The organism is Burkholderia sp. BCC0398 (genome assembly GCF_902833245.1).
GTDB lineage: Bacteria > Pseudomonadota > Gammaproteobacteria > Burkholderiales > Burkholderiaceae > Burkholderia > Burkholderia sola.
The window spans coordinates 48,567-67,064 of the sequence record NZ_CADFEM010000015.1 but is presented as its reverse complement, the minus strand read 5'-3'; the positions used below and the strand labels follow the sequence as shown (position 1 = coordinate 67,064).

Genomic DNA, 18,498 nt, shown 5'->3' with positions numbered 1-18,498 from the left:
GGCCAGTTGCGCCGGGCCGGCGGACCGGGTCGAATGACGCTCGGGCCGTGTCAGTCCACGTCGGGCAGCGCGAACCGCTGGCCGGCGGCGAGCGGCGAACCGGCGAGGAATTCTCGCGCGGGCAGCCGCTTGCCGCCCGGTTTCTGCAACTGGGTCACGCGCAGCGTGCCGCTACCGCATGCGACCACCACGCCTTCCGGCGCGGCTTCGACGATCGTGCCGGGCGCCGCGTCGGCAATCGTGGCCGGCGCAGCCACGGGCTCGGCCGCCCACAGCTTGATGGCCGCGCCGTCGAGCGTCGCGACGCCGCCCGGGAACGGATCGAACGCACGCACCTGACGCGCGAGCACGTCGGCCGGCTTGCGCCAGTCGAGCGCCGCTTCGTGCTTGCCGATCTTTTCCGCATAGGTCACGCCGTCGGCCGGCTGCGGCGTCGCCGGCAGCGTGCCGTCGCGCTCGAGCCGCACGAGCGCGTCGACGATCAGCCGCGCGCCGTCGGCGGCGAGCCGGTCGTGCAGCGTCGCGGTCGTATCGTCGGGCGCGATCGCGAGGCGCGCCTCCTCGATCATCGCGCCGGTGTCGAGGCCAACGTCCATCTGCATCAGCGTAACGCCCGTCTCGGCGTCGCCGGCCTCGATCGCACGATGGATCGGCGCGGCGCCGCGCCAGCGCGGCAGCAGCGACGCGTGGATGTTGATGCAGCCGGCGCGCGGGATGTCGAGCACTTCCTGCGGCAGCAGCAGGCCGTACGCGGCCACCACCATCACGTCGTGCGGCGTCGTGCGCAGCAGCTCGATCGCGTCGGCCGCCTCCGCCGGGTACTTGCCCGCGCGGCGCAGCGACGGCGGCTGCGCGACGGTCATCCCGTGCTCGACGGCGTAGCGCTTCACCGCGCTCGCCTGGAGTTTCATCCCGCGCCCGGCCGGGCGATCGGGCTGGGTGAGCACGAGCGGCACCGGGAAACCGGCCTCGTGGATCGCGGCAAGAGCGGCCGCGGCGAATTCCGGCGTACCGGCAAAAATCACGCGCAACGTATGGGTCATGACAGCGTTCGGGGTCGGGCTGGGCGCACGCGCATCACATCGCGCGTTCGAGTTTCTTCATCTTCGTCTTGATACGCGTCTGCTTGAGCGGCGACAGGTATTCGACGAACACGCGGCCCATCAGGTGATCCATCTCGTGCTGGACGCACACCGCGAGCAACCCTTCGCAGTCGAGCTCGAACGTCTCGCCCTGCTCGTTGAGCGCGCGCACGCGCACGTGGTCGGGACGTTCGACTTCGTCGTAGATGCCGGGCACCGACAAACAGCCTTCCTCGTAGGTCTGCTTCGCGTCGCTCGACCACACGATTTCCGGGTTGATGAACGCGCGCAGCTCGTTCTTCTCCTCGGAGACGTCGATCACGATCACGCGCTCGTGCACGTCGACCTGGGTGGCCGCCAGGCCGATGCCGGGCGCCGCGTACATGGTCTCGGCCATGTCGGCGACGAGCTTGCGGATCCGGTCGTCGACCTTGTCGACGGGCTTCGCGACCTTGTGCAGCCGCTTGTCGGGGTAATGAAGAATATTGAGCAAAGCCATGGTGTTCGGTATTCGGTGGAGCGGCGCGCCGCATCGGCCATCCGGCCGGCTGGCGCCGCCGCCGGGATGCAATGAAGATGAGGCGGATGCGTGGCATATCAATGCCGCGGATCGCGCCTCCTGCAATCGGCCGGGCGCCTGCGCGCACGGCCCTGTCGAGTATTTCGGATGATGAAAATTTTATCATGGCGCCACGCGCTCCGCTGGACGCCGCATTCGAGGGCCGCCTCATGTCCCCGCAAGCGCTGACGCCCGCCGCGCTGCGCGCCTGGCTGCAGCTCGCGCATGCGCCCGGCCTCTCGGCCGCCGTGCTACAGGCGCTGCTCGCGGCATTCGGCTCGCCGGCGGCGTTGCTGCGCGCGTCCGACGAAGCCATCGCCGCCGTGAGCAGCCCCGCCGCCGCGCAGGCCGTGCGCGCAAGCGAGCGCGACGATCTCGACACGCGCACCCGCGCCGTGCTCGCGTGGCTCGACGGGCCGGGCAACGGGCTCGTCACGCTGAGCGACCCGGCCTACCCGCCGCGGCTGCGCGACCTGCACGATCCGCCGCCGCTGCTATATGTAAAGGGGCGGCTCGACCTGCTGCACGCACACGGCCTCGCCATCGTCGGCAGCCGCCATGCGACGCCGCAAGGGCTCGCCGACGCCGCGCACTTCGCCCACGCGTTGTCCGACGCGGGCCTCACGATCGTCTCGGGCCTCGCGCTCGGGATCGACGGCGCCGCGCATCGTGGCGGGCTCGACGGCCGGTCGGGCACCGTCGCGGTGATCGCGACGGGCGCCGATCTCGTCTATCCGGCGCGGCACCGTGCGCTCGCCCACGAAATCGCCGCGCACGGCGCGATCGTGTCGGAATGGCCGCTCGGCACGCCGGCCCGCGCCGCACATTTCCCGCAGCGCAACCGGCTGATCGCCGCGCTGGCGATCGGCGCGCTCGTCGTCGAGGCGGCCCCGCGCTCGGGCTCGCTGATCACCGCGCGGCTCGCGAACGAACTGGGGCGCGATGTGTTCGCGATGCCCGGTTCGATCCACGCCCCGCTCGCGCAGGGCTGCCACGCGCTGATCCGCGACGGCGCAAAGCTCACCGCGGCGCCGCTCGACGTGCTCGAGGAATACGGGCTGGGCGAGCCGGCCGCGCGCGCAACGGGCGGCGCGACGCGGGCCGGCAACCGGGGCGAGAACGCCGGTGCGATTCGCGAACCCGAAGCTGCCGGCGTCGCGCCAACGGATCGCGCCGTCGCGGGCGCGCCGCCGCCCCCTCGCATCGAAGCCCGGCCACCGGGCAACCCGTCGGAACAGGCAGTGCTCGCCGCGCTGGGATACGGGCCCGTGACGTATGAATGGCTCGCCGAGCACAGCGGCCTGTCCGACGACGTGCTGCATGGCGCGCTGCTCGCGCTGGAGCTGGCCGGCCGCGTCGCCAGTGTCCCCGGCGGACGCTTCGCGCAGCTTGATGCGGCGCCCACCCCGTCCGCGCGGGGCGTGCTACATTCCCCGGCATAGGGGCGGCCCGGCCGCCGACGCTACCCAAGGAATGCCATGCCCGCGCTGAATCTCGACACCGACGCAGATCGGATCGCCGAGCGCCTCGCCGATCCCGGCACGTTGCTGGTCGCGTGCCTGTGCGCCGACTGGTGCGGCACGTGCCGCGACTACCGGACCGCCTTCGACCAGCTCGCCGACGCGCATCCGGACGCCTGCTTCGCGTGGATCGACATCGAAACCCATGCCGACCGGCTCGACGATCTCGACGTCGAGAACTTCCCGACCATCCTGATCGAGGATGCGCACACCGCACGCTTCTTCGGCACGGTGCTGCCGCACGCGGCGATCGTCGAGCGCATGCTGTCCGACCTGAGCGCGGTGCCTGGTGCGCCGCACGCACCGAAATTGCGCGACGTCCTGAACGTCGAAGCCTGAATTCGCGGGCCGGCGCGGCGGTTTGGCGCGGGTTTGCGCGCGCCGCCGCGCCCGGCGCTTGCCGCCGTTGCGGCCCCCCTCTATGATGAGCCGCTTTTTACACGCTGAGCCGCCGTCGCTGCGGCGTGTGCTATAAAGCGGTCGTAAAAGGGACCTACACCGGCGAACCCGGTCTACCAACACACACCTGTCATGTCCAAAGCACTGATCATTGCGGAAAAGCCTTCTGTCGCGAACGACATCGCACGCGCTTTGGGCGGCTTTACCAAGCATGACGAGTATTACGAGAGCGACGATTTCGTTCTTTCGTCCGCTGTCGGCCACCTGCTGGAAATCGCCGCCCCGGAGGAGTACGAGGTCAAGCGCGGGAAATGGAGCTTCGCGCATCTACCCGTCATCCCCCCGCATTTCGACCTGAACCCGATCGCAAAAAGCGAGTCGCGCCTGAAGGTCCTCACGAAGCTGATGAAGCGCAAGGACGTCGACCGCCTGATCAATGCATGTGACGCGGGGCGCGAAGGCGAGCTGATTTTCCGCCTGATCGCGCAGCACGCGAAGGCGAAGCAGCCGGTCCAGCGGCTCTGGCTGCAATCGATGACGCCGCAGGCGATCCGCGACGGTTTCGCGAACCTGCGCAGCGACTCGGACATGCAGCCGCTCGCCGACGCCGCACGCTGCCGCTCGGAAGCCGACTGGCTCGTCGGGATCAACGGCACCCGCGCGATGACCGCGTTCAACAGCAAGGGCGGCGGCTTCTTCCTGACCACCGTCGGCCGCGTTCAGACGCCAACGTTGTCGATCGTCGTCGAACGCGAAGAGAAAATCCGCCGCTTCGTCCCGCGCGACTACTGGGAAGTGAAGGCCGAATTCGCGTGCGCGGGCGGCTTCTACGAAGGCAAGTGGTACGACCCCAAATTCAAGCGCGACGAATTCGATCCGGAAAAGCGCGACTCCCGCCTGTGGAGCCTGCCGGCCGCCGAAACGATCGTCGCCGCCTGCCGCGACCAGGTCGGCACGGTGTCCGAGGAATCGAAGCCGTCGACGCAACTGTCGCCGCTGCTGTTCGACCTGACGAGCCTGCAGCGCGAGGCGAACGGGCGCTTCGGCTTCTCCGCGAAGAACACGCTCGGCCTCGCGCAGGCGCTGTATGAAAAGCACAAGGTGCTGACCTACCCGCGTACCGACGCGCGCGCGCTGCCGGAAGACTACCTGTCGACGGTCCAGTCCACGCTCGAGATGCTCAAGGAAAGCAACAACTACCTGCCGCATGCGAAGCAGGTGCTCGACAAGGGCTGGGTGAAGCCGAACAAGCGGATCTTCGACAACTCGAAGATCAGCGACCACTTTGCCATCATCCCGACGCTGCAGGCGCCGAAGTCGCTGTCCGAACCGGAGCAGAAGCTGTACGACCTGGTCGTGAAGCGCTTCCTCGCGGTGTTCTTCCCGGCGGCCGAATTCCGCGTGACGACGCGGATCACCGAAGTCGCCGGCCATCACTTCAAGACCGAGGGCAAGGTGCTCGTCGAGCCGGGCTGGCTGCAGGTGTACGGCCGCGACGCCGAAGGCGCGGACGCGAACCTCGTGCCGGTGCAGAAGGACGAGAAGGTGAAAACGGACGAAATCGCCGCCGTCGCACTCGTGACGAAGCCGCCCGCACGCTACTCGGAAGCGACGCTGCTGTCCGCGATGGAAGGCGCGGGCAAGCTGGTCGAGGACGACGAGCTGCGCGAGGCGATGGCCGCCAAGGGCCTCGGCACGCCGGCGACGCGCGCGGCGATCATCGAAGGCCTGCTCGGCGAGAAGTACCTGCTGCGCGAAGGCCGCGAACTGATCCCGACCGCGAAGGCGTTCCAGCTAATGACGCTGCTGCGCGGCCTCGGCGTGAAGGAACTCACCGCGCCCGAGCTCACCGGCGAATGGGAATACAAGCTGTCGCAGATGGAGCGCGGCAATCTCGGCCGCGACGCGTTCATGCAGGAAATCGCCCGCATGACGCAGCAGATCGTCAAGCGTGCGAAGGAATACGATTCCGACACGATTCCCGGCGACTACGCGACCCTTCAGACGCCGTGCCCGAACTGCGGCGGCCAGGTGAAGGAAAACTACCGCCGCTTCGCGTGCACGAAGTGCGACTTCTCAATTTCGAAGATCCCGGGCAGCCGGCAATTCGAGATCCCGGAAGTCGAAGAACTGCTGCAGAAGAAGGAAATCGGGCCGCTGTCCGGATTCCGCAGCAAGATGGGCCGCCCGTTCTCGGCGATCCTCAAGCTGTCCTTCGACGACGAGACGAAGAACTACAAGCTCGAGTTCGATTTCGGCCAGGACCAGGGCGGCGAGGAAGGCGAAGCGCCCGACTTCTCCGCGCAGGAACCGGTCGGCGCGTGCCCGAAGTGCAAGGGCCGCGTGTTCGAGCACGGGATGAGCTACGTGTGCGAGCACTCGGTCGCGAACCCGAAGACCTGCGACTTCCGCTCCGGCAAGGTGATCCTGCAGCAGGAAATCACGCGCGAGCAGATGGGCAAGCTGCTGGCCGACGGCCGTACGGATCTGCTGCCGGGCTTCAAGTCGTCGCGTACCGGCCGCAACTTCAAGGCGTTCCTCGTGAAGCAGCCGGACGGCAAGATCGGCTTCGAGTTCGAGAAGAAGGAACCGAAGGCGGCCGCCGCGAAGAAGACGGCCAAATCGGCGACGAAGGATGCCGAAACCGTGACCGAAGGCGCCGAAGAGAAACCGGCGCCGGCACGCAAGACCGCCGCCCGCAAGACGACGGCGCGCAAGACGGGTTCGTGACGGCCCGGCCGCCGGGCGCCGCTTCGAGCGTGCCCGGCGCCGGCACGCAGCCATGAAAAAACGCGGATCGATCGATCCGCGTTTTTTATTTGCGCCGGCCGTAACGCTACCGGGCGCCGCCCCGTTACAGCGGCGACGGCATCGCCACGCGCGTGCGCGGCGAGCGCGCCACACGCGGCTGCAGGTTCGGACCGGTCGATTCGGGGAGCGGCTCGGCACGCATCTCGACACCGATCGGCGGCGCGCTCTGCGCGGCCCATTGTTCGCCCATCGTCGCGTCGGTCGAGTGGCTGAAATGCTCGACGAGGTGATCGATGAACGTCCGCACCTTCGCCGGCAGATGGCGCCGGCTCGGGTACGCGATGTTGATCTCGACCTGCGGCAGGCGGAAATCCGGCAGCAGCCGCACGAGCGCGCCGCGCGCGATGTCGCTGCCGATCAGGTAGCTCGGCAGGATCGCGACGCCCATCCCGAGCAACGCGAACTGGCGCAGCATCGCGGTGTTGTTCGCGACGATCACGTTGGTCGGGCGCACGCGCACTTCGCCGTCCGGCCCCGTGAACACGCGCTCGTCGCCCCAGTATTCGGTCGGCAGGCTCAGGGCCGGGTGCTCGGCGAGCTGCTCCGGATGAATCGGCACGCCGTGCTTCTCCAGATAGCTGGGCGTCGCGCACACGGTCATGCAGCCGGTGGTCAGACGCCGGGTGACGATGCTCGCGCTACGCATCTGGCGCGTGACGACGATGCCGACGTCGAAGCCTTCCTCGACCAGATCGACCTGTCGGTCGACCAGCGTGAGATCCGGCACCACTTTCGGGAAATTCTCCGTGTACGACTGCAGCACGGGCGCGAGGTTGTGCAGGCCGAACACGACCGGCGCGACGATGCGCAGCGTGCCGACCGGCTCGTGATTGCGTGCGACGACCATCTGCTCGACGTCCTCGAGCTCGTCGAGGATCTGGCGGGCACGCTCCAGATAAACCTGACCCGACTCCGTCAGGGAGAGGCTGCGCGTGGTGCGGTTAAGCAAACGCGTGCCGAGCCGGCCTTCCAGATCGGCGACGTGGCGCGTCGCGACCGCGTTGGAGATATCCATTGCGCTCGCGGCCCGCGCGAAACTGCCGAGATCTGCAACCTTGACGAACACGCGCATCGACTGCAAATGATCCATAAACGACTCCTGCCGCTGTTACAACTTCAAAAAGATGAAGCAAATGCGTAATTCTCCTACGACAGCGGAAATGATGCAGAGTTGCTCAACAAGGCGCCGGTTGACGATAAAAATAGTCAAAAATCCTCGCCTTCTGCGGATACTTGATCCAATTATTCTGCTTGAAGCAACAATTGGGTGAACCTCGGCGAGTAAACGGCCGAATCAGAAAGGACGTGTTTGATGCGACACAACAGCGCACCCGTTTGCACGGGCCGGGAGCGGCGCCGGGGGCGGCAGGGCCGATTGCGGCGGAGCGTAACAACCTGTTAAAAAGACACCACCAAGGCGGCCGACGTTGCATCATGTCGGCCCCGGCCGGGCGAGACGGCCGCGCAAGCTGCGCCGCCGCCCTTGCCGCTTTCAACGCGCGACACCCCGTTCACCATGAAAATTGCCATCCTCGACGACTACCAGGACGCCGTCCGCAAGCTGAACTGCTTCGAGATGCTCGCCGGCCACGACGTAAAGGTCTTCAACAATACGGTGCGCGGCCTCGGACAGCTCGCCAGCCGTCTGGCCGAAGTCGAGGCGCTCGTGCTGATTCGTGAACGGACCCCGATTACGTCCCAGCTACTGGCCAAGCTGCCGAACCTGCGCATGATCAGCCAGACCGGCCGCGTGTCGAGCCACATCGATCTCGACGCGTGTACCGATCGCGGCGTCGCGGTGCTCGAAGGCACCGGTTCGCCGGTCGCGCCGGCCGAGCTGACCTGGGCGCTCGTGATGGCCGCCCAGCGCCGCATCCCGCAATACGTCGCGAACCTGAAGCAGGGCGCCTGGCAGCAGTCGGGCTTGAAGACGTCGGCGATGCCGCCGAACTTCGGCCTCGGTCAGGTGCTGCGCGGCCAGACGCTCGGCATCTGGGGCTACGGCAAAATCGGCCGGCTCGTCGCCGGCTACGGCAAGGCGTTCGGGATGAACGTGCTGATCTGGGGCCGCGAGCATTCGCTCGAAGCCGCGCGCGCCGACGGCTACACGGCCGCCGACAGCCGCGAGGCGCTGTTCGAACAGAGCGACGTGCTGTCGCTGCACCTGCGCCTACACGACGACACGCGCGGGATCGTGAAGCAGGAAGACCTGATGCGGATGAAGCCGACGTCGCTGCTCGTCAACACGAGCCGCGCCGAGCTGCTCGAGGAAAACGCGCTCGTCAACGCGCTGTCGCACAACCGTCCGGGGATGGTCGCGATCGACGTGTTCGAAAGCGAGCCGATCCTGCAGGGCTACAGCCTGCTGCGGATGGAAAACGTGATCTGCACGCCGCACATCGGCTACGTCGAACGCGAAAGCTACGAGCTGTATTTCAGTGCCGCATTCCGCAACATTCTCGCGTTCGACGACGGCGACATGTCGAGCGTCGCCAACCCGGAAGCGCTGACGCCGATCCGCAAGCGCTGATCGCACGGGCTGCGCGCGTCGCGCGGCCCCTTTTGCCCTTTACTCCCTTCCCGATCGTTCGTCAGGCGGCCACGCGGCCGCCCGTCATCGCGCCGACGCGCGTGAGAAAGTGCTCGCCGTCGCGCCGCCCGAGATCGTACGCATGCCGCATCTGCGACGGGCTCGTGTAGTCCCAGCTCGAAATCGGCACCTTGCTCGACGGCTGCACATACAGCCGCCGCTGGTCGCCATGCGCGACCGTGAACATCTGCGGACGTGGATACAGCCGCGTGACGAGCACCAGCACGTCGCCCGGCGACGGGTCGAGCGCATCGACCGGCACGTTGTCGACCATCCCGCCGTCGAGCACCGGCCGGCCGCCGCGCCGCAGTACCGGCGTGAACGGCGGCGTGCAGGACGACTGCAGGATCAGGTCGGCGAGTTCGTCGACGTGCATGCAGGCCTGCGCGCGCACGAATTCGGGCCGAAAGCCGAGCGTGCGCCCGAGCGTCGGGTGCAGCGTCTTGCGCACGTACTTTTCGATGTTGTATGCGACGAGGCCGGCGGCCACCGCGCTGCGCGCGCCGAGCCAGCGCGGCACGTGCGACACGCCGATGCGGATCTCCGGCGCAGCGGCGAGCTTCGCGAACGGCTCGCCGTAGATGTCGAGCAGCGCCTGACGGTAGATCCGGTAATGCGGAAACACGGGCTCGCGCCCGAACAGGTTGCCCCAGTACGCATTCTTCCGGTTGTGGCGCAGCGCCTCTTCGTAATAGCGCATCACCCACGCGGCGTCGCGCGTATACAGCATGCATGCGGTCGCCGCGCCGGCCGAGATGCCGGTGATCACGCGCGGGCGCAGGCCGAGGGCCGGCTGCGCGACGTCCCAGAAGCCGGCTTGCCACCAGCAACGATTGCCGCCGCCCGCGAAGACGATCTGGTCGAACATCGCGCCGCTCAGCTGATGAGCGCGTAGGTCGACGTCGCGTGAACGGCCATCGTGCCGTCCTCGTCGAACAGTTCGACTTCGCCGAACACGAGGTTGCGGCCCATCCGCAGCACGCGCGCGGTGACGAGCACGTCGCCCTTGCGCACCGGACGCATGAAATTCGTGTTCAGTGACACCGTCGTCATCGGCCGGAATTCGCCCAGCGCGGCCGAGATCGCGACCACCATCGCGGTGTCGGCGGCCGCCGTGAACACCTGGCCGCAGATCACGCCGCCCGAATGACGGAACTCGCCGGAAAACGGCAGGCGCAGCGTGACGCTATCGTCGCCGATCGACACGGGGACCAGACCCAGCGAGCGGACCCACGGGGCCAGCAGGCGATCCAGCAATTCGCGGACTGCGTTTTCGTCCATCTTCGAATGTCCAGAAAACGTTGCGCGACCGCCGCGCAACGCGTGTGGCGTCATCATACCGGGAGCGCGCAAACTGCGACCGCTCGTTACCGCGCCGACAGCCGCCGTTGTCTTGACGAAATATTTTCAGGAAATCTGCAGAAAGGGCTTGCCATGCCCTGAAAACCCCGGCATAATCTTTCTTCTGTTGGGGGCGTTAGCTCAGTTGGTAGAGCAGCGGACTCTTAATCCGTAGGTCGAGTGTTCGAGTCACTCACGCCCCACCAGGAATTCCAAAGGCCGGTCAGCGAAAGCTGACCGGCCTTTTTCCGTTTTGGCGCGCCGCACTCGCGGCGTGCGCCCTTCGCGGCGGTACGCGACCGCACGCCCGTCGCGCATCGTTTCCGCTAGAATCGTCCGACAAATATCACACGACCGGCGCCAGGCATCGTCGTTGGCCCGCCGGCACTGAGAGAGCATGGGACGTCAGACATGGAAGCATGTGAACGACGCGCGACCATTCAGAGGGCATGGTTGCGCCAATATCGGCCTGTCCGTCGCGATGGGCCGCTCACCCGGGCACACCCGAATCCGCGCGACGCACGAACCGGATCGCGTCATGCCGGGTAAGAACGCGCTGGTCGCGCTGATGATCGGGGTCGTCCTGTCCGTGCTGGCCGGCGCACTGGCCATCACCGCCAGCCGGGAACCCGGGCACCTGGTCCGCGCGCCGGGCACGGTCGTGCGCATCGTCCAGGACAGCGATGCGATGCGCGCGTACCGCCCGATCGTCGCGTACCTCGCGAACGACGGCCAGCGCCGCGAAGTCGCCGGCAATACCGCGTCGACGGTCCCCGCCTACGACATCGGCGAAAACGTCGACGTCCTGCTCGACCCCGACCACCCCGAGCGCCTCGCGCTGATCGACGATTTCACGCAACGCTGGTTTCCGGTGGCCGTGCCGGCGCTGCTCGCCGTCGCGGCGTTCGCGATCGGCGGCCTGCTGATTGCCGGCGAGCGTCGCCGCCGCCAATCGGACCCGGCGCCGCCCCGCGCCGCACGCAAGCCGACGCAGCGCCGCTGGGATATCGCGATCGTGCTGATTCCGATCGCGATCGGCACAGGCTTCCTCGCCGGCGCCGGCGCGGCCGGCCTGCATCAGTGGCAGATCGTCCACCACTATGCGCGTTCGACCGGCCATGTGGTCGAGATCGCGAAAAACGGGCGGTCGTTGCGGTCGCGCACGGCGCCGTACGCGGCCGTCGTCGCGTTCACCACCGACAGCGGTCGGCTGATCACGTTCGCCCAGGGCTCGGCGTCGTCGCACCTGGGCCTGCACGAAGGCGACGCGGTCAACGTACTGTACGACCCCGTCACCCCCGAGCGCGCGCTCGTCGATCGCTTCTGGGATCGCTGGGGCCTCACTGCCATCCTGTTCGCGATCGGTGCGCCGTTCCTTGCAGCGGGGCTGTTCATCGCCGCGACGTTATGGCCCGACCACCATCGGCCGCACGAAACCGCTCAATGACGCACGCGCGGCGCGGCAACCGTCGCGACGCGCGCGTCACCGCTCCCTGAACGCCTCCACCTTCGCGCGATTCCCGCACGTGCGCATGTCGCACCAGCGCCGGCCGACGCCGCGGCCGCGATCGACGAAGAACCACGTACACCGGCCGCACTGCCGCACGCGCGCGAAATCGTCGCTGCGCATCAGATGCTCGAAACCGAGCGCGACCGCATCGATCCAGCGCGACGCGGTACGCGCGTCGAGCCGCCACGCGAAACGGCCGCCGACCGCGTCGAACGCACTGCGCCCGATCGCCTCGCGGATCGTCACCGCGAGCCGGTCCGCCGCACGCGCGCCCGCGCTGCCGCCGCCTTCGGTCGTCAGATGCGCGATCGCGACGTACGCGTCGTCGCGAAAGCGGTGCAGCGCCGCCAGCTCGTCGGGGCCGTCCTGCCGAGGATGACGCAGCAGCCGCGCCAGATCGTCCGGCGCCAGCCCCCCCGCCTTCGCTGCCCACGCGCGCACGGCCGGCCAGTCGACGAGCTTCTCCTCGTCGCGCGTCTTGCCCGTGTCGGCCACCGTGTTCAGGAAGTCGAGCGCCGGATGGCCGCCGACGAAATCGGCCGCGCGCCATTCGTGCTCATGTCGCGCCGGGTCGGATCGAGTAACCATTTATTTTCACCTATCGGTTTCATATCCGGAGAATCCGGCGTAACCTTTTAACAACCGAAACAGGTTATCACGGAGAAGCCGATGCTCGAACTCCCGAACCGCTTCAATTTCGAAGGCCACCGGATTGCATGGGGCACGCTCGGCGAAGGCCCGCCGCTCGTCCTCGTGCACGGCACGCCGTTTTCGTCGCAGGTATGGCGCCGGATCGCGCCGTGGCTCGCGCGGCGCCATCGCGTGTATTTCTACGACCTGCTCGGTTACGGCCGGTCCGACATGCCGGACGCGGACGTATCGCTGGGCCGCCAGAACGCGCTGTTCGGCGCGCTGCTGAATGAGTGGAAACTGTCGCGGCCGCGCGTGCTCGCGCACGACTACGGCGGCGCTACCGTGCTGCGCGCGCACTTTCTCGACGGCATCGCCTATGCGGACCTCACGCTCGTGAATCCGGTCGCGATCGCGCCGCAAGGGTCGCCGTTCGTGCGCCACGTCGCGCAGCACGGAGCCGCGTTCACCGGCTTGCCCGCGTACGCGCATCACGCGCTCCTGTCGGCCTATATCGGCCAGGCGGTCGCGCGGCCGTTGCGCGACGACGTGCTGTCGATCTACCGCGAGCCATGGTTCACGCCGGCCGGCCAGGCCGCGTTCTATCGCCAGATCGCGCAGATGCGCCAGCGCTACATCGAGGAAGCGGAGGCCCGCTACGCGCCGCCGGACTTTCCGGTGCGGATCGTGTGGGGCGAGGACGACATGTGGATCCCGCTCGAGCAAGGGCAGGCGCTGGCCGATCGCATCGCGAACGGCAAGCTGATCCGGGTCCCACACGCGGGCCATCTGGTGCAGGAGGATGCGCCGGAGGCGATCGTCGCCGCCGTGCTCGACGGGTCCGCGCCGGGCTGAGCATCACGGCATCGCGTACCGCGTGTCGCGTCAGAACACCGGCGCGCGTTGCGCGAGCGTCGCGACGAATTTCGCGGTGCGCGGATCGCGTGGCCGGCCGAACACGTCGCGCGATGGCCCGGCTTCGACGATGCGGCCGTCGGCGAGGAACACCGCATCGTGCGCGATCGACGCGGCCAGACGCAGGTCGTGCGTGGCCATCAGCATCGTCGTGCCTTCGCGCGCGAGCTGGCGCAGCACCTCGACCACTTCGACCGACAGCTCCGGATCGAGCGCCGACGTCGGCTCGTCGCACAACAGCACCTGCGGAGACGGCGCGAGCGCCCGCGCGATCGCCACGCGCTGCTGTTGTCCGCCCGACAGCGTGGCCGGCCATGCGTCGGCCTTGTCCGCGATGCCGACCTTGTCGAGCAGCGTGAGCGCCCGCTGGCGCGCCTGTTCGCGTGGCCAGCGCTGCACGGTCACGAGCCCCTCCATCACGTTCTGCACGACGCTCAGGTGCGGAAACAACTGGAAGTTCTGGAACACCATGCCGGTCTGCTTGCGCACCGCGAACACCGCGTCGCGCGACGGCCGGTGCGCCGGCACGAAGTCGATGCGCGCATCGCCGACGACCAGCGCGCCGGCCTCCGGCACTTCGAGCAGATTTACGCAGCGCAGCAGCGTGCTCTTGCCGCTGCCGGACGGGCCGATCAATGCGGTCACGCTGCCCGGCTGCAACGCGAGGTCGATGCCGCTCAGCACGCGATGCGCGCCGAACGACTTGTCGATGCGTTCAAGGCGGATCATCGCAACTCCGCGTGGAACAGCGCGTGGCGGCCGAAGCGAAGCTCCAGCCGGCGTTGCAGCGACGACAGCACCGAGCTGAACAGCAGATAGATCAACGCGGCTTCGGTATAGAGGATCAGCGGCTCGTAGGTCACGGCCGCGATGCGTTGCGCGGCCTGGAAGATCTCGGGGACTGTCAGCACGGCCGCGAGCGACGTGTCCTTCACGAGCGAGATGAATGAATTCGACAGCGCGGGCAGCGCGACGCGCGCGGCCTGCGGCAGGATCGCGCGGCGCAGCGCCTGCGCGCGCGTCATCGCCATCGAGTACGCGGCTTCCCACTGCCCTTTCGGGATCGACTCGATCACGCCGCGGATCACCTCCGCGTTGTACGCGCCGACGTTCAGCGAGAAGCCGATCACGGCGGCCGTCAGCGGATCGAGCACGATGCCGACGTTCGGCAATCCGTAGAAGATCACGAACAACTGCACGAGCAGCGGCGAGCCGCGGAACAGCCAGATATAGAACCGCACGACCGCCTGCGCCCAACGCGGCCCGAACAGCCGCACGAGCGCCGCGCCGAACGCGAGCAACAGGCCGATCGCGAACGACGCGAGCGTGAGCGGAACCGTAAACACGAGCCCCGCGACGAGCAGGGGGCGCAACGATTCCACCATCAGGTGCAGCCAGGCCGGCATCGTTCAGCCTCGCGTCACGGCTGCGACACGTCGCGGCCGAAGTACTTCTGCGAGATTTTCGCGTAGGTGCCGTCCGCCTTGATGTCCGCGAGCGCCTTGTCGATCGCGGCCACCAGCGCGGGGCTGCCCTTGCGCAGCAGCACGCCGGATGCGTCGCCCGCGCCGGTCTTGTCGGTCGCCGCGATCTTCAGTTTCGCGTCGGGCTTGTGCTTGCGGAAATCGAGGTACGACAGCGAATCGTTGATCGTCGCATCGACGCGGCCCGACGTCAGCAGGTCGATCGATTCGTTGAAGCCCTGCACCGGCACCACGTCGGCGCCGTGCGCGGCCGCGAGCTTGCCGAAATTGCTGGTCAGCGTGTTCGCGGACTTCTTGCCCTTCAGGTCGTCGAACGAGCGGATCGTCGTGTTGTCCGCGCGCACGATCAGCACCGCGTGCGACGTGATGTACGGCGTCGAGAAATCGTATTTCGCCTTGCGCGCGTCGGTGATCGACACTTCGTTGACGACCGCGTCGTAGCGGTTCACGTCGAGGCCCGCGATCAGCCCGTCCCATTTTCCTTCGACGAACTGCGGTTTCACGCCGAGGCGCTGCGCGATCGCGGTCGCGATGTCGACGTCGAACCCCGTCAGCTTGCCGGTCTCGTCGTGGTACGTGAACGGCGCGTAGGTGCCTTCGGTGCCGACGCGGAACACGCCGGTCGACTTGATCTGCGACAGGTCGTCGGCAGCCAGCGCGCTGGTGGCCGCGACGGCCTGCAGCAACGCGACGACCAGGATGGAGCGGAGGAATTTCATGGTGCGGACCCCGAATGATTGGAGAGGATCGTCCCGCCGACGCGCCTGCGCCGTTCGAGAGGTCCGCGAATTCTACCGATGCGTCTGGGTGCGGCAAAAACGCAAATCCGCTAACGATATGAGCCGATCGAATAACGCCCGCACCGGCCGCCACGCCGGCGCGCGCGCCTTACATGCCGCTTACCACGGCAGCGAATACGTCTTCGTATTCGTGAAGCTCTTCATCGCTTCCTGCACGCCTTCCTTGTACCCAAGCCCCGAATCCTTCACGCCACCGAACGGCGTCAGTTCGAGCCGATAGCCGGGCACCTCGCGCACGTTCACGCTGCCAACTTCCAGCTCGGTGATGAAGCGCGTGATGTGGTCGAAGCGGTTCGTGCATACCGACGACGACAGCGCGTAGTCGGTGCTGTTCGACATCCGGATCGCTTCGTCGATGTCGCGAAAGCGCATGATCGGCGACACCGGCCCGAAGGTTTCGTGCTTCACCAGCGGCATGTCGGGCGTCACGCGATCGACGACGGTCGGCGCATACAGCGCGCCGTCGCGCACGTTGCCGACCAGCAGCCGCGCCCCACGCACGAGCGCGTCGTTCACCTGCTGCTCGCAGAACTTCGCGGCCGCTTCGTCGATCACCGTGCCCATGTCGACCGACGGATCGGACGGATCGCCGTACGACCACGCGCGCGTCTTCTCGACGACCAGCTCCGTGAAGCGATCGGCGACCGCCTCGTGCACGAGCATCCGCTTGATCGCCGTGCAGCGCTGCCCCGAATTCCTGTACGAGCCCGACACCGCGAGCGTGCTCGCCTCGTCGAGATCGGCATCTTCCATCACGATGATCGGATCGTTGCCGCCGAGTTCGAGCACCGCGCGCCGGTAGCCCATCCGCGCGGCGATCGACTTGCCGATCGACACGCCGCCGGTGAACGTGATCATGTCGATCGCCGGGTTCGTAATCAGCTCGTCGGCGATCTCCTTCGGGTCGCCGGTGATCACCTGCAGCATCTGCGGCGGCAGGCCGGCCTCGTACAGGAGGTCCGCGAACAGGTAGCACGACAGCGGCACCTTCTCCGACGGCTTCACGACGATCCGGTTGTTCGTCGCGACCGACGGCACGATCTTGTGCGCGACCTGGTTCATCGGATGATTGAACGGCGTGATCGCCGAGATCACGCCGAGCAGCGGGTCGCGCTGCGTGTACACACGGCGCTTCTTGCCGTGCGGCGTCAGATCGCACGAGAAGATCTGCCCGTCGTCCTTCAGCACTTCGCCGGCGCCGAACGTCAGCACGTCGGCCACGCGGCCCGCTTCGTACGTCGAATCCTTGATGCACAAGCCGGCCTCGGCCGTAATCAGCGCCGCGATCTCCGCGGTGCGCGCACGCACGATGTCGGCCGCGCGGCGCAGGATCGCCGCGCGCTCGTGGCGCGTGAGCGTCGGCCGGTACGCACGCGCGACCGCGAATGCGCGGCGTACGTCGTCGAGCGTCGCCTTCGGCACGGTGCCCACCCGCGCGCCGTCGTACGGGTTGCGTACGTCGATCACCGCGTCGCGATAGATCTTTTCACCGTCGATTCGCAGTGCTTCACGATGTGGCGTGCGGACATCGGCCGATGCTGCAATGGCGTTCATGACAGTCTCCTGGCGGATCGCCTGCGTCACTGCAGATGGTTGAGCGCGATGTCGATGACGTCGAAGTTACGCAGCCGCGCTCGGCCCGTGACGTGGGCCGCAACCGGCTTGCTGAAAATCAGCGGCACGATCTGCTCGGAGATCCCGCCGTGCGAGCGCAGCGGCACGTCGAGGCCCGACAGGTCGTGCTTGATGCGGCGCGTGCCGAGCACGACGTCCTGCTTCGAAATCACGATCAAGTCACCCATCCGCGCGGGCGGCAGCTCGAAGCGCGCGCAGCCTTCGGCGCCCGCCAGCACGACCTCGATGCCGTCGACCGCGGCGAGCCGCGCGCGCAGCGCATCGGTGTCGGCCGTCGCCGGCACGTAGACGGTCGCGAACGAACCGAGCGCGCCGTGGTGCACGACGTATGGATCGGTGATCGGCAGGATCACGCGCGCCGCATCGGGGCCGAGCCATTCGTCGAACAGCGCCTGCAGATAGATCACGTTCGGCTCGCCGGTCGTGTCGTCGTGCTTCGCGTTCATCCCGTGATCGGCGGTGATCGCGACGATCGCGCCAAGTGCGTCGAGGCGTTGCAGGTAGGTGTCCATCATCGCGTAGAACGCGTTCGCGCCGGGCGTGCCGGGCGCGCACTTGTGCTGCACGTAGTCGGTGGTCGACAGATACATCAGGTCGATCGGGCGCGTCTCGAGCAGGCGCACGCCGGCCGCGAACACGAATTCGGACAGATCCGCGCTGTACACGCTGGGCACCGGCTTGCCGACCAGCTCCAGCACGTTGTCGATGCCGTTCTCTTCGACGCTCGCTTCGTCGGCCTTTTCCGACGAGAAGCAGACGCCCTTCAGCCCCTTGCCGAGCAGGCGACGCAGCTTGTCCTTCGCGGTGACGACCGCGACGCGCGCGCCCTGTTCGCCGAAGGCCGCGAGCACGGTGGGCGCGACGAGGTATTTCGGATCGTTCATCAGCACCTCGGTGCCGGTGTCGCGATCGTAGAAGTAGTTGCCGCTGATCCCGTGGATCGCCGGCGGCACGCCGGTGACGATCGACAGGTTGTTCGGGTTCGTGAAGCTCGGCACCACGCACTCGCCCTTGAGCGCCGTGCCCGGCTTCAGCAGCGTGCGCAGGAACGGCGCGACGCCGGCCTCGGCCGCTTCCTCCAGATATTCGTATGCGCAGCCATCGACGCAGACGACCACCACGGGCCGGCTCATCCAGTTGTAGCGGCGCCCATTCACTTCCACGGATACAGGCGTTTCAGTCATGACGTTCAGTCCTTTCCGATCGAAGGGGTAAGCCGTCG

At 67.5% G+C, this 18,498-nt stretch carries 17 protein-coding genes and 1 tRNA gene; 7 read left to right on the top strand and 11 right to left on the bottom strand.

The window, feature by feature from the left end; translation table 11 throughout:
- Positions 1-50 precede the first annotated feature (50 nt).
- Both fmt and def read right to left on the bottom strand, forming a co-directional pair.
- Positions 51-1,043 carry a methionyl-tRNA formyltransferase gene (gene fmt, locus HWX76_RS28430; RefSeq protein WP_050011121.1) on the bottom strand — a complete coding sequence of 331 codons (993 nt, stop codon included), beginning with the start codon at positions 1,041-1,043 and terminating at the stop codon, positions 51-53.
- A 34-nt stretch (positions 1,044-1,077) separates the two neighbouring features.
- The gene (gene def, locus HWX76_RS28425) at positions 1,078-1,581 is read right to left on the bottom strand and encodes a peptide deformylase (protein WP_006485794.1); all 504 of its coding nucleotides are present in this window, start codon (positions 1,579-1,581) and stop codon (positions 1,078-1,080) included.
- Positions 1,582-1,766: 185 nt separating this feature from the next.
- Here def and dprA point away from each other — a divergent pair, with 185 nt between their 5' ends.
- From dprA to HWX76_RS28410, 3 genes are all read left to right on the top strand, one after another.
- Positions 1,767-3,083, top strand: coding sequence for a DNA-processing protein DprA (dprA, locus tag HWX76_RS28420; RefSeq protein WP_176016698.1), 1,317 nt, complete (start codon positions 1,767-1,769; stop codon positions 3,081-3,083).
- Positions 3,084-3,119: 36 nt separating this feature from the next.
- Positions 3,120-3,500: a thioredoxin family protein gene (locus HWX76_RS28415; RefSeq protein WP_050011119.1), complete on the top strand. Its 381-nt coding sequence runs from the start codon at positions 3,120-3,122 to the stop codon at positions 3,498-3,500.
- A 192-nt stretch (positions 3,501-3,692) separates the two neighbouring features.
- Positions 3,693-6,290 (top strand): DNA topoisomerase III, encoded by a 2,598-nt coding sequence (locus HWX76_RS28410; RefSeq protein ID WP_050011118.1) that lies wholly within the window; start codon positions 3,693-3,695, stop codon positions 6,288-6,290.
- A gap of 124 nt (positions 6,291-6,414) precedes the next feature.
- On the opposite strand, the gene HWX76_RS28405 is transcribed toward HWX76_RS28410, so the two are convergent.
- Positions 6,415-7,461 carry a LysR family transcriptional regulator gene (locus HWX76_RS28405; RefSeq protein WP_124631136.1) on the bottom strand — a complete coding sequence of 349 codons (1,047 nt, stop codon included), beginning with the start codon at positions 7,459-7,461 and terminating at the stop codon, positions 6,415-6,417.
- A gap of 426 nt (positions 7,462-7,887) precedes the next feature.
- Here HWX76_RS28405 and HWX76_RS28400 point away from each other — a divergent pair, with 426 nt between their 5' ends.
- On the top strand, positions 7,888-8,901 hold the full coding sequence (locus tag HWX76_RS28400; protein ID WP_050011116.1) for a D-2-hydroxyacid dehydrogenase family protein: 1,014 nt from the start codon (positions 7,888-7,890) through the stop codon (positions 8,899-8,901).
- Positions 8,902-8,962: 61 nt separating this feature from the next.
- Here HWX76_RS28400 and HWX76_RS28395 read toward each other — a convergent pair whose 3' ends face one another.
- Together HWX76_RS28395 and HWX76_RS28390 are read right to left on the bottom strand one after the other, a co-directional pair.
- Complete coding sequence (locus HWX76_RS28395) at positions 8,963-9,829, bottom strand: patatin-like phospholipase family protein (protein ID WP_124631135.1); 867 nt, start codon at positions 9,827-9,829, stop codon at positions 8,963-8,965.
- Between the two features lie 8 nt (positions 9,830-9,837).
- The gene (locus HWX76_RS28390; RefSeq protein WP_050011114.1) at positions 9,838-10,242 is read right to left on the bottom strand and encodes a PaaI family thioesterase; all 405 of its coding nucleotides are present in this window, start codon (positions 10,240-10,242) and stop codon (positions 9,838-9,840) included.
- Between the two features lie 190 nt (positions 10,243-10,432).
- Between HWX76_RS28390 and HWX76_RS28385 the strand changes: the two genes are divergently transcribed.
- Positions 10,433-10,508 (top strand) — tRNA-Lys (locus HWX76_RS28385).
- 191 nt (positions 10,509-10,699) lie between these two features.
- Complete coding sequence (locus tag HWX76_RS28380; RefSeq protein WP_176016697.1) at positions 10,700-11,749, top strand: DUF3592 domain-containing protein; 1,050 nt, start codon at positions 10,700-10,702, stop codon at positions 11,747-11,749.
- 36 nt (positions 11,750-11,785) lie between these two features.
- Here the strand turns inward: HWX76_RS28380 and HWX76_RS28375 are convergent, their stop codons facing one another.
- The gene (locus tag HWX76_RS28375; protein WP_176016696.1) at positions 11,786-12,400 is read right to left on the bottom strand and encodes a CGNR zinc finger domain-containing protein; all 615 of its coding nucleotides are present in this window, start codon (positions 12,398-12,400) and stop codon (positions 11,786-11,788) included.
- A gap of 81 nt (positions 12,401-12,481) precedes the next feature.
- Between HWX76_RS28375 and HWX76_RS28370 the strand changes: the two genes are divergently transcribed.
- Positions 12,482-13,297: an alpha/beta hydrolase gene (locus tag HWX76_RS28370; RefSeq protein WP_176016695.1), complete on the top strand. Its 816-nt coding sequence runs from the start codon at positions 12,482-12,484 to the stop codon at positions 13,295-13,297.
- 30 nt (positions 13,298-13,327) lie between these two features.
- Here the strand turns inward: HWX76_RS28370 and HWX76_RS28365 are convergent, their stop codons facing one another.
- The 5 genes from HWX76_RS28365 to phnA form a co-directional block, all read right to left on the bottom strand.
- Positions 13,328-14,086 (bottom strand): amino acid ABC transporter ATP-binding protein, encoded by a 759-nt coding sequence (locus HWX76_RS28365; protein ID WP_089488917.1) that lies wholly within the window; start codon positions 14,084-14,086, stop codon positions 13,328-13,330.
- Entirely contained in the window at positions 14,083-14,763 is a 681-nt protein-coding gene (locus HWX76_RS28360) for an ABC transporter permease subunit (protein WP_069618246.1), read from the bottom strand. Before HWX76_RS28360 ends, HWX76_RS28365 begins: the two co-directional genes overlap by 4 nt.
- Positions 14,764-14,777: 14 nt before the next feature.
- A complete protein-coding gene (locus tag HWX76_RS28355; protein ID WP_050011108.1) occupies positions 14,778-15,560 on the bottom strand; it encodes an amino acid ABC transporter substrate-binding protein in 783 nt (260 codons plus the stop codon).
- A gap of 180 nt (positions 15,561-15,740) precedes the next feature.
- Entirely contained in the window at positions 15,741-17,195 is a 1,455-nt protein-coding gene (phnY, locus tag HWX76_RS28350) for a phosphonoacetaldehyde dehydrogenase (RefSeq protein WP_050011107.1), read from the bottom strand.
- A gap of 26 nt (positions 17,196-17,221) precedes the next feature.
- Positions 17,222-18,460: a phosphonoacetate hydrolase gene (phnA, locus tag HWX76_RS28345; RefSeq protein WP_124631131.1), complete on the bottom strand. Its 1,239-nt coding sequence runs from the start codon at positions 18,458-18,460 to the stop codon at positions 17,222-17,224.
- Positions 18,461-18,498 lie beyond the last annotated feature (38 nt).

Bases quoted from the DNA above. Each gene is read 5' to 3' on its own strand.
- fmt (WP_050011121.1), bottom strand. From the start codon at position 1,043: ATGACCCATACGTTGCGCGTGATTTTTGCCGGTACGCCGGAATTCGCC.
- def (WP_006485794.1), bottom strand. From the start codon at position 1,581: ATGGCTTTGCTCAATATTCTTCATTACCCCGACAAGCGGCTGCACAAG.
- dprA (WP_176016698.1), top strand. From the start codon at position 1,767: ATGGCGCCACGCGCTCCGCTGGACGCCGCATTCGAGGGCCGCCTCATG.
- HWX76_RS28415 (WP_050011119.1), top strand. From the start codon at position 3,120: ATGCCCGCGCTGAATCTCGACACCGACGCAGATCGGATCGCCGAGCGC.
- HWX76_RS28410 (WP_050011118.1), top strand. From the start codon at position 3,693: ATGTCCAAAGCACTGATCATTGCGGAAAAGCCTTCTGTCGCGAACGAC.
- HWX76_RS28405 (WP_124631136.1), bottom strand. From the start codon at position 7,461: ATGGATCATTTGCAGTCGATGCGCGTGTTCGTCAAGGTTGCAGATCTC.
- HWX76_RS28400 (WP_050011116.1), top strand. From the start codon at position 7,888: ATGAAAATTGCCATCCTCGACGACTACCAGGACGCCGTCCGCAAGCTG.
- HWX76_RS28395 (WP_124631135.1), bottom strand. From the start codon at position 9,829: ATGTTCGACCAGATCGTCTTCGCGGGCGGCGGCAATCGTTGCTGGTGG.
- HWX76_RS28390 (WP_050011114.1), bottom strand. From the start codon at position 10,242: ATGGACGAAAACGCAGTCCGCGAATTGCTGGATCGCCTGCTGGCCCCG.
- HWX76_RS28380 (WP_176016697.1), top strand. From the start codon at position 10,700: ATGGGACGTCAGACATGGAAGCATGTGAACGACGCGCGACCATTCAGA.
- HWX76_RS28375 (WP_176016696.1), bottom strand. From the start codon at position 12,400: ATGGTTACTCGATCCGACCCGGCGCGACATGAGCACGAATGGCGCGCG.
- HWX76_RS28370 (WP_176016695.1), top strand. From the start codon at position 12,482: ATGCTCGAACTCCCGAACCGCTTCAATTTCGAAGGCCACCGGATTGCA.
- HWX76_RS28365 (WP_089488917.1), bottom strand. From the start codon at position 14,086: ATGATCCGCCTTGAACGCATCGACAAGTCGTTCGGCGCGCATCGCGTG.
- HWX76_RS28360 (WP_069618246.1), bottom strand. From the start codon at position 14,763: ATGCCGGCCTGGCTGCACCTGATGGTGGAATCGTTGCGCCCCCTGCTC.
- HWX76_RS28355 (WP_050011108.1), bottom strand. From the start codon at position 15,560: ATGAAATTCCTCCGCTCCATCCTGGTCGTCGCGTTGCTGCAGGCCGTC.
- phnY (WP_050011107.1), bottom strand. From the start codon at position 17,195: ATGAACGCCATTGCAGCATCGGCCGATGTCCGCACGCCACATCGTGAA.
- phnA (WP_124631131.1), bottom strand. From the start codon at position 18,460: ATGACTGAAACGCCTGTATCCGTGGAAGTGAATGGGCGCCGCTACAAC.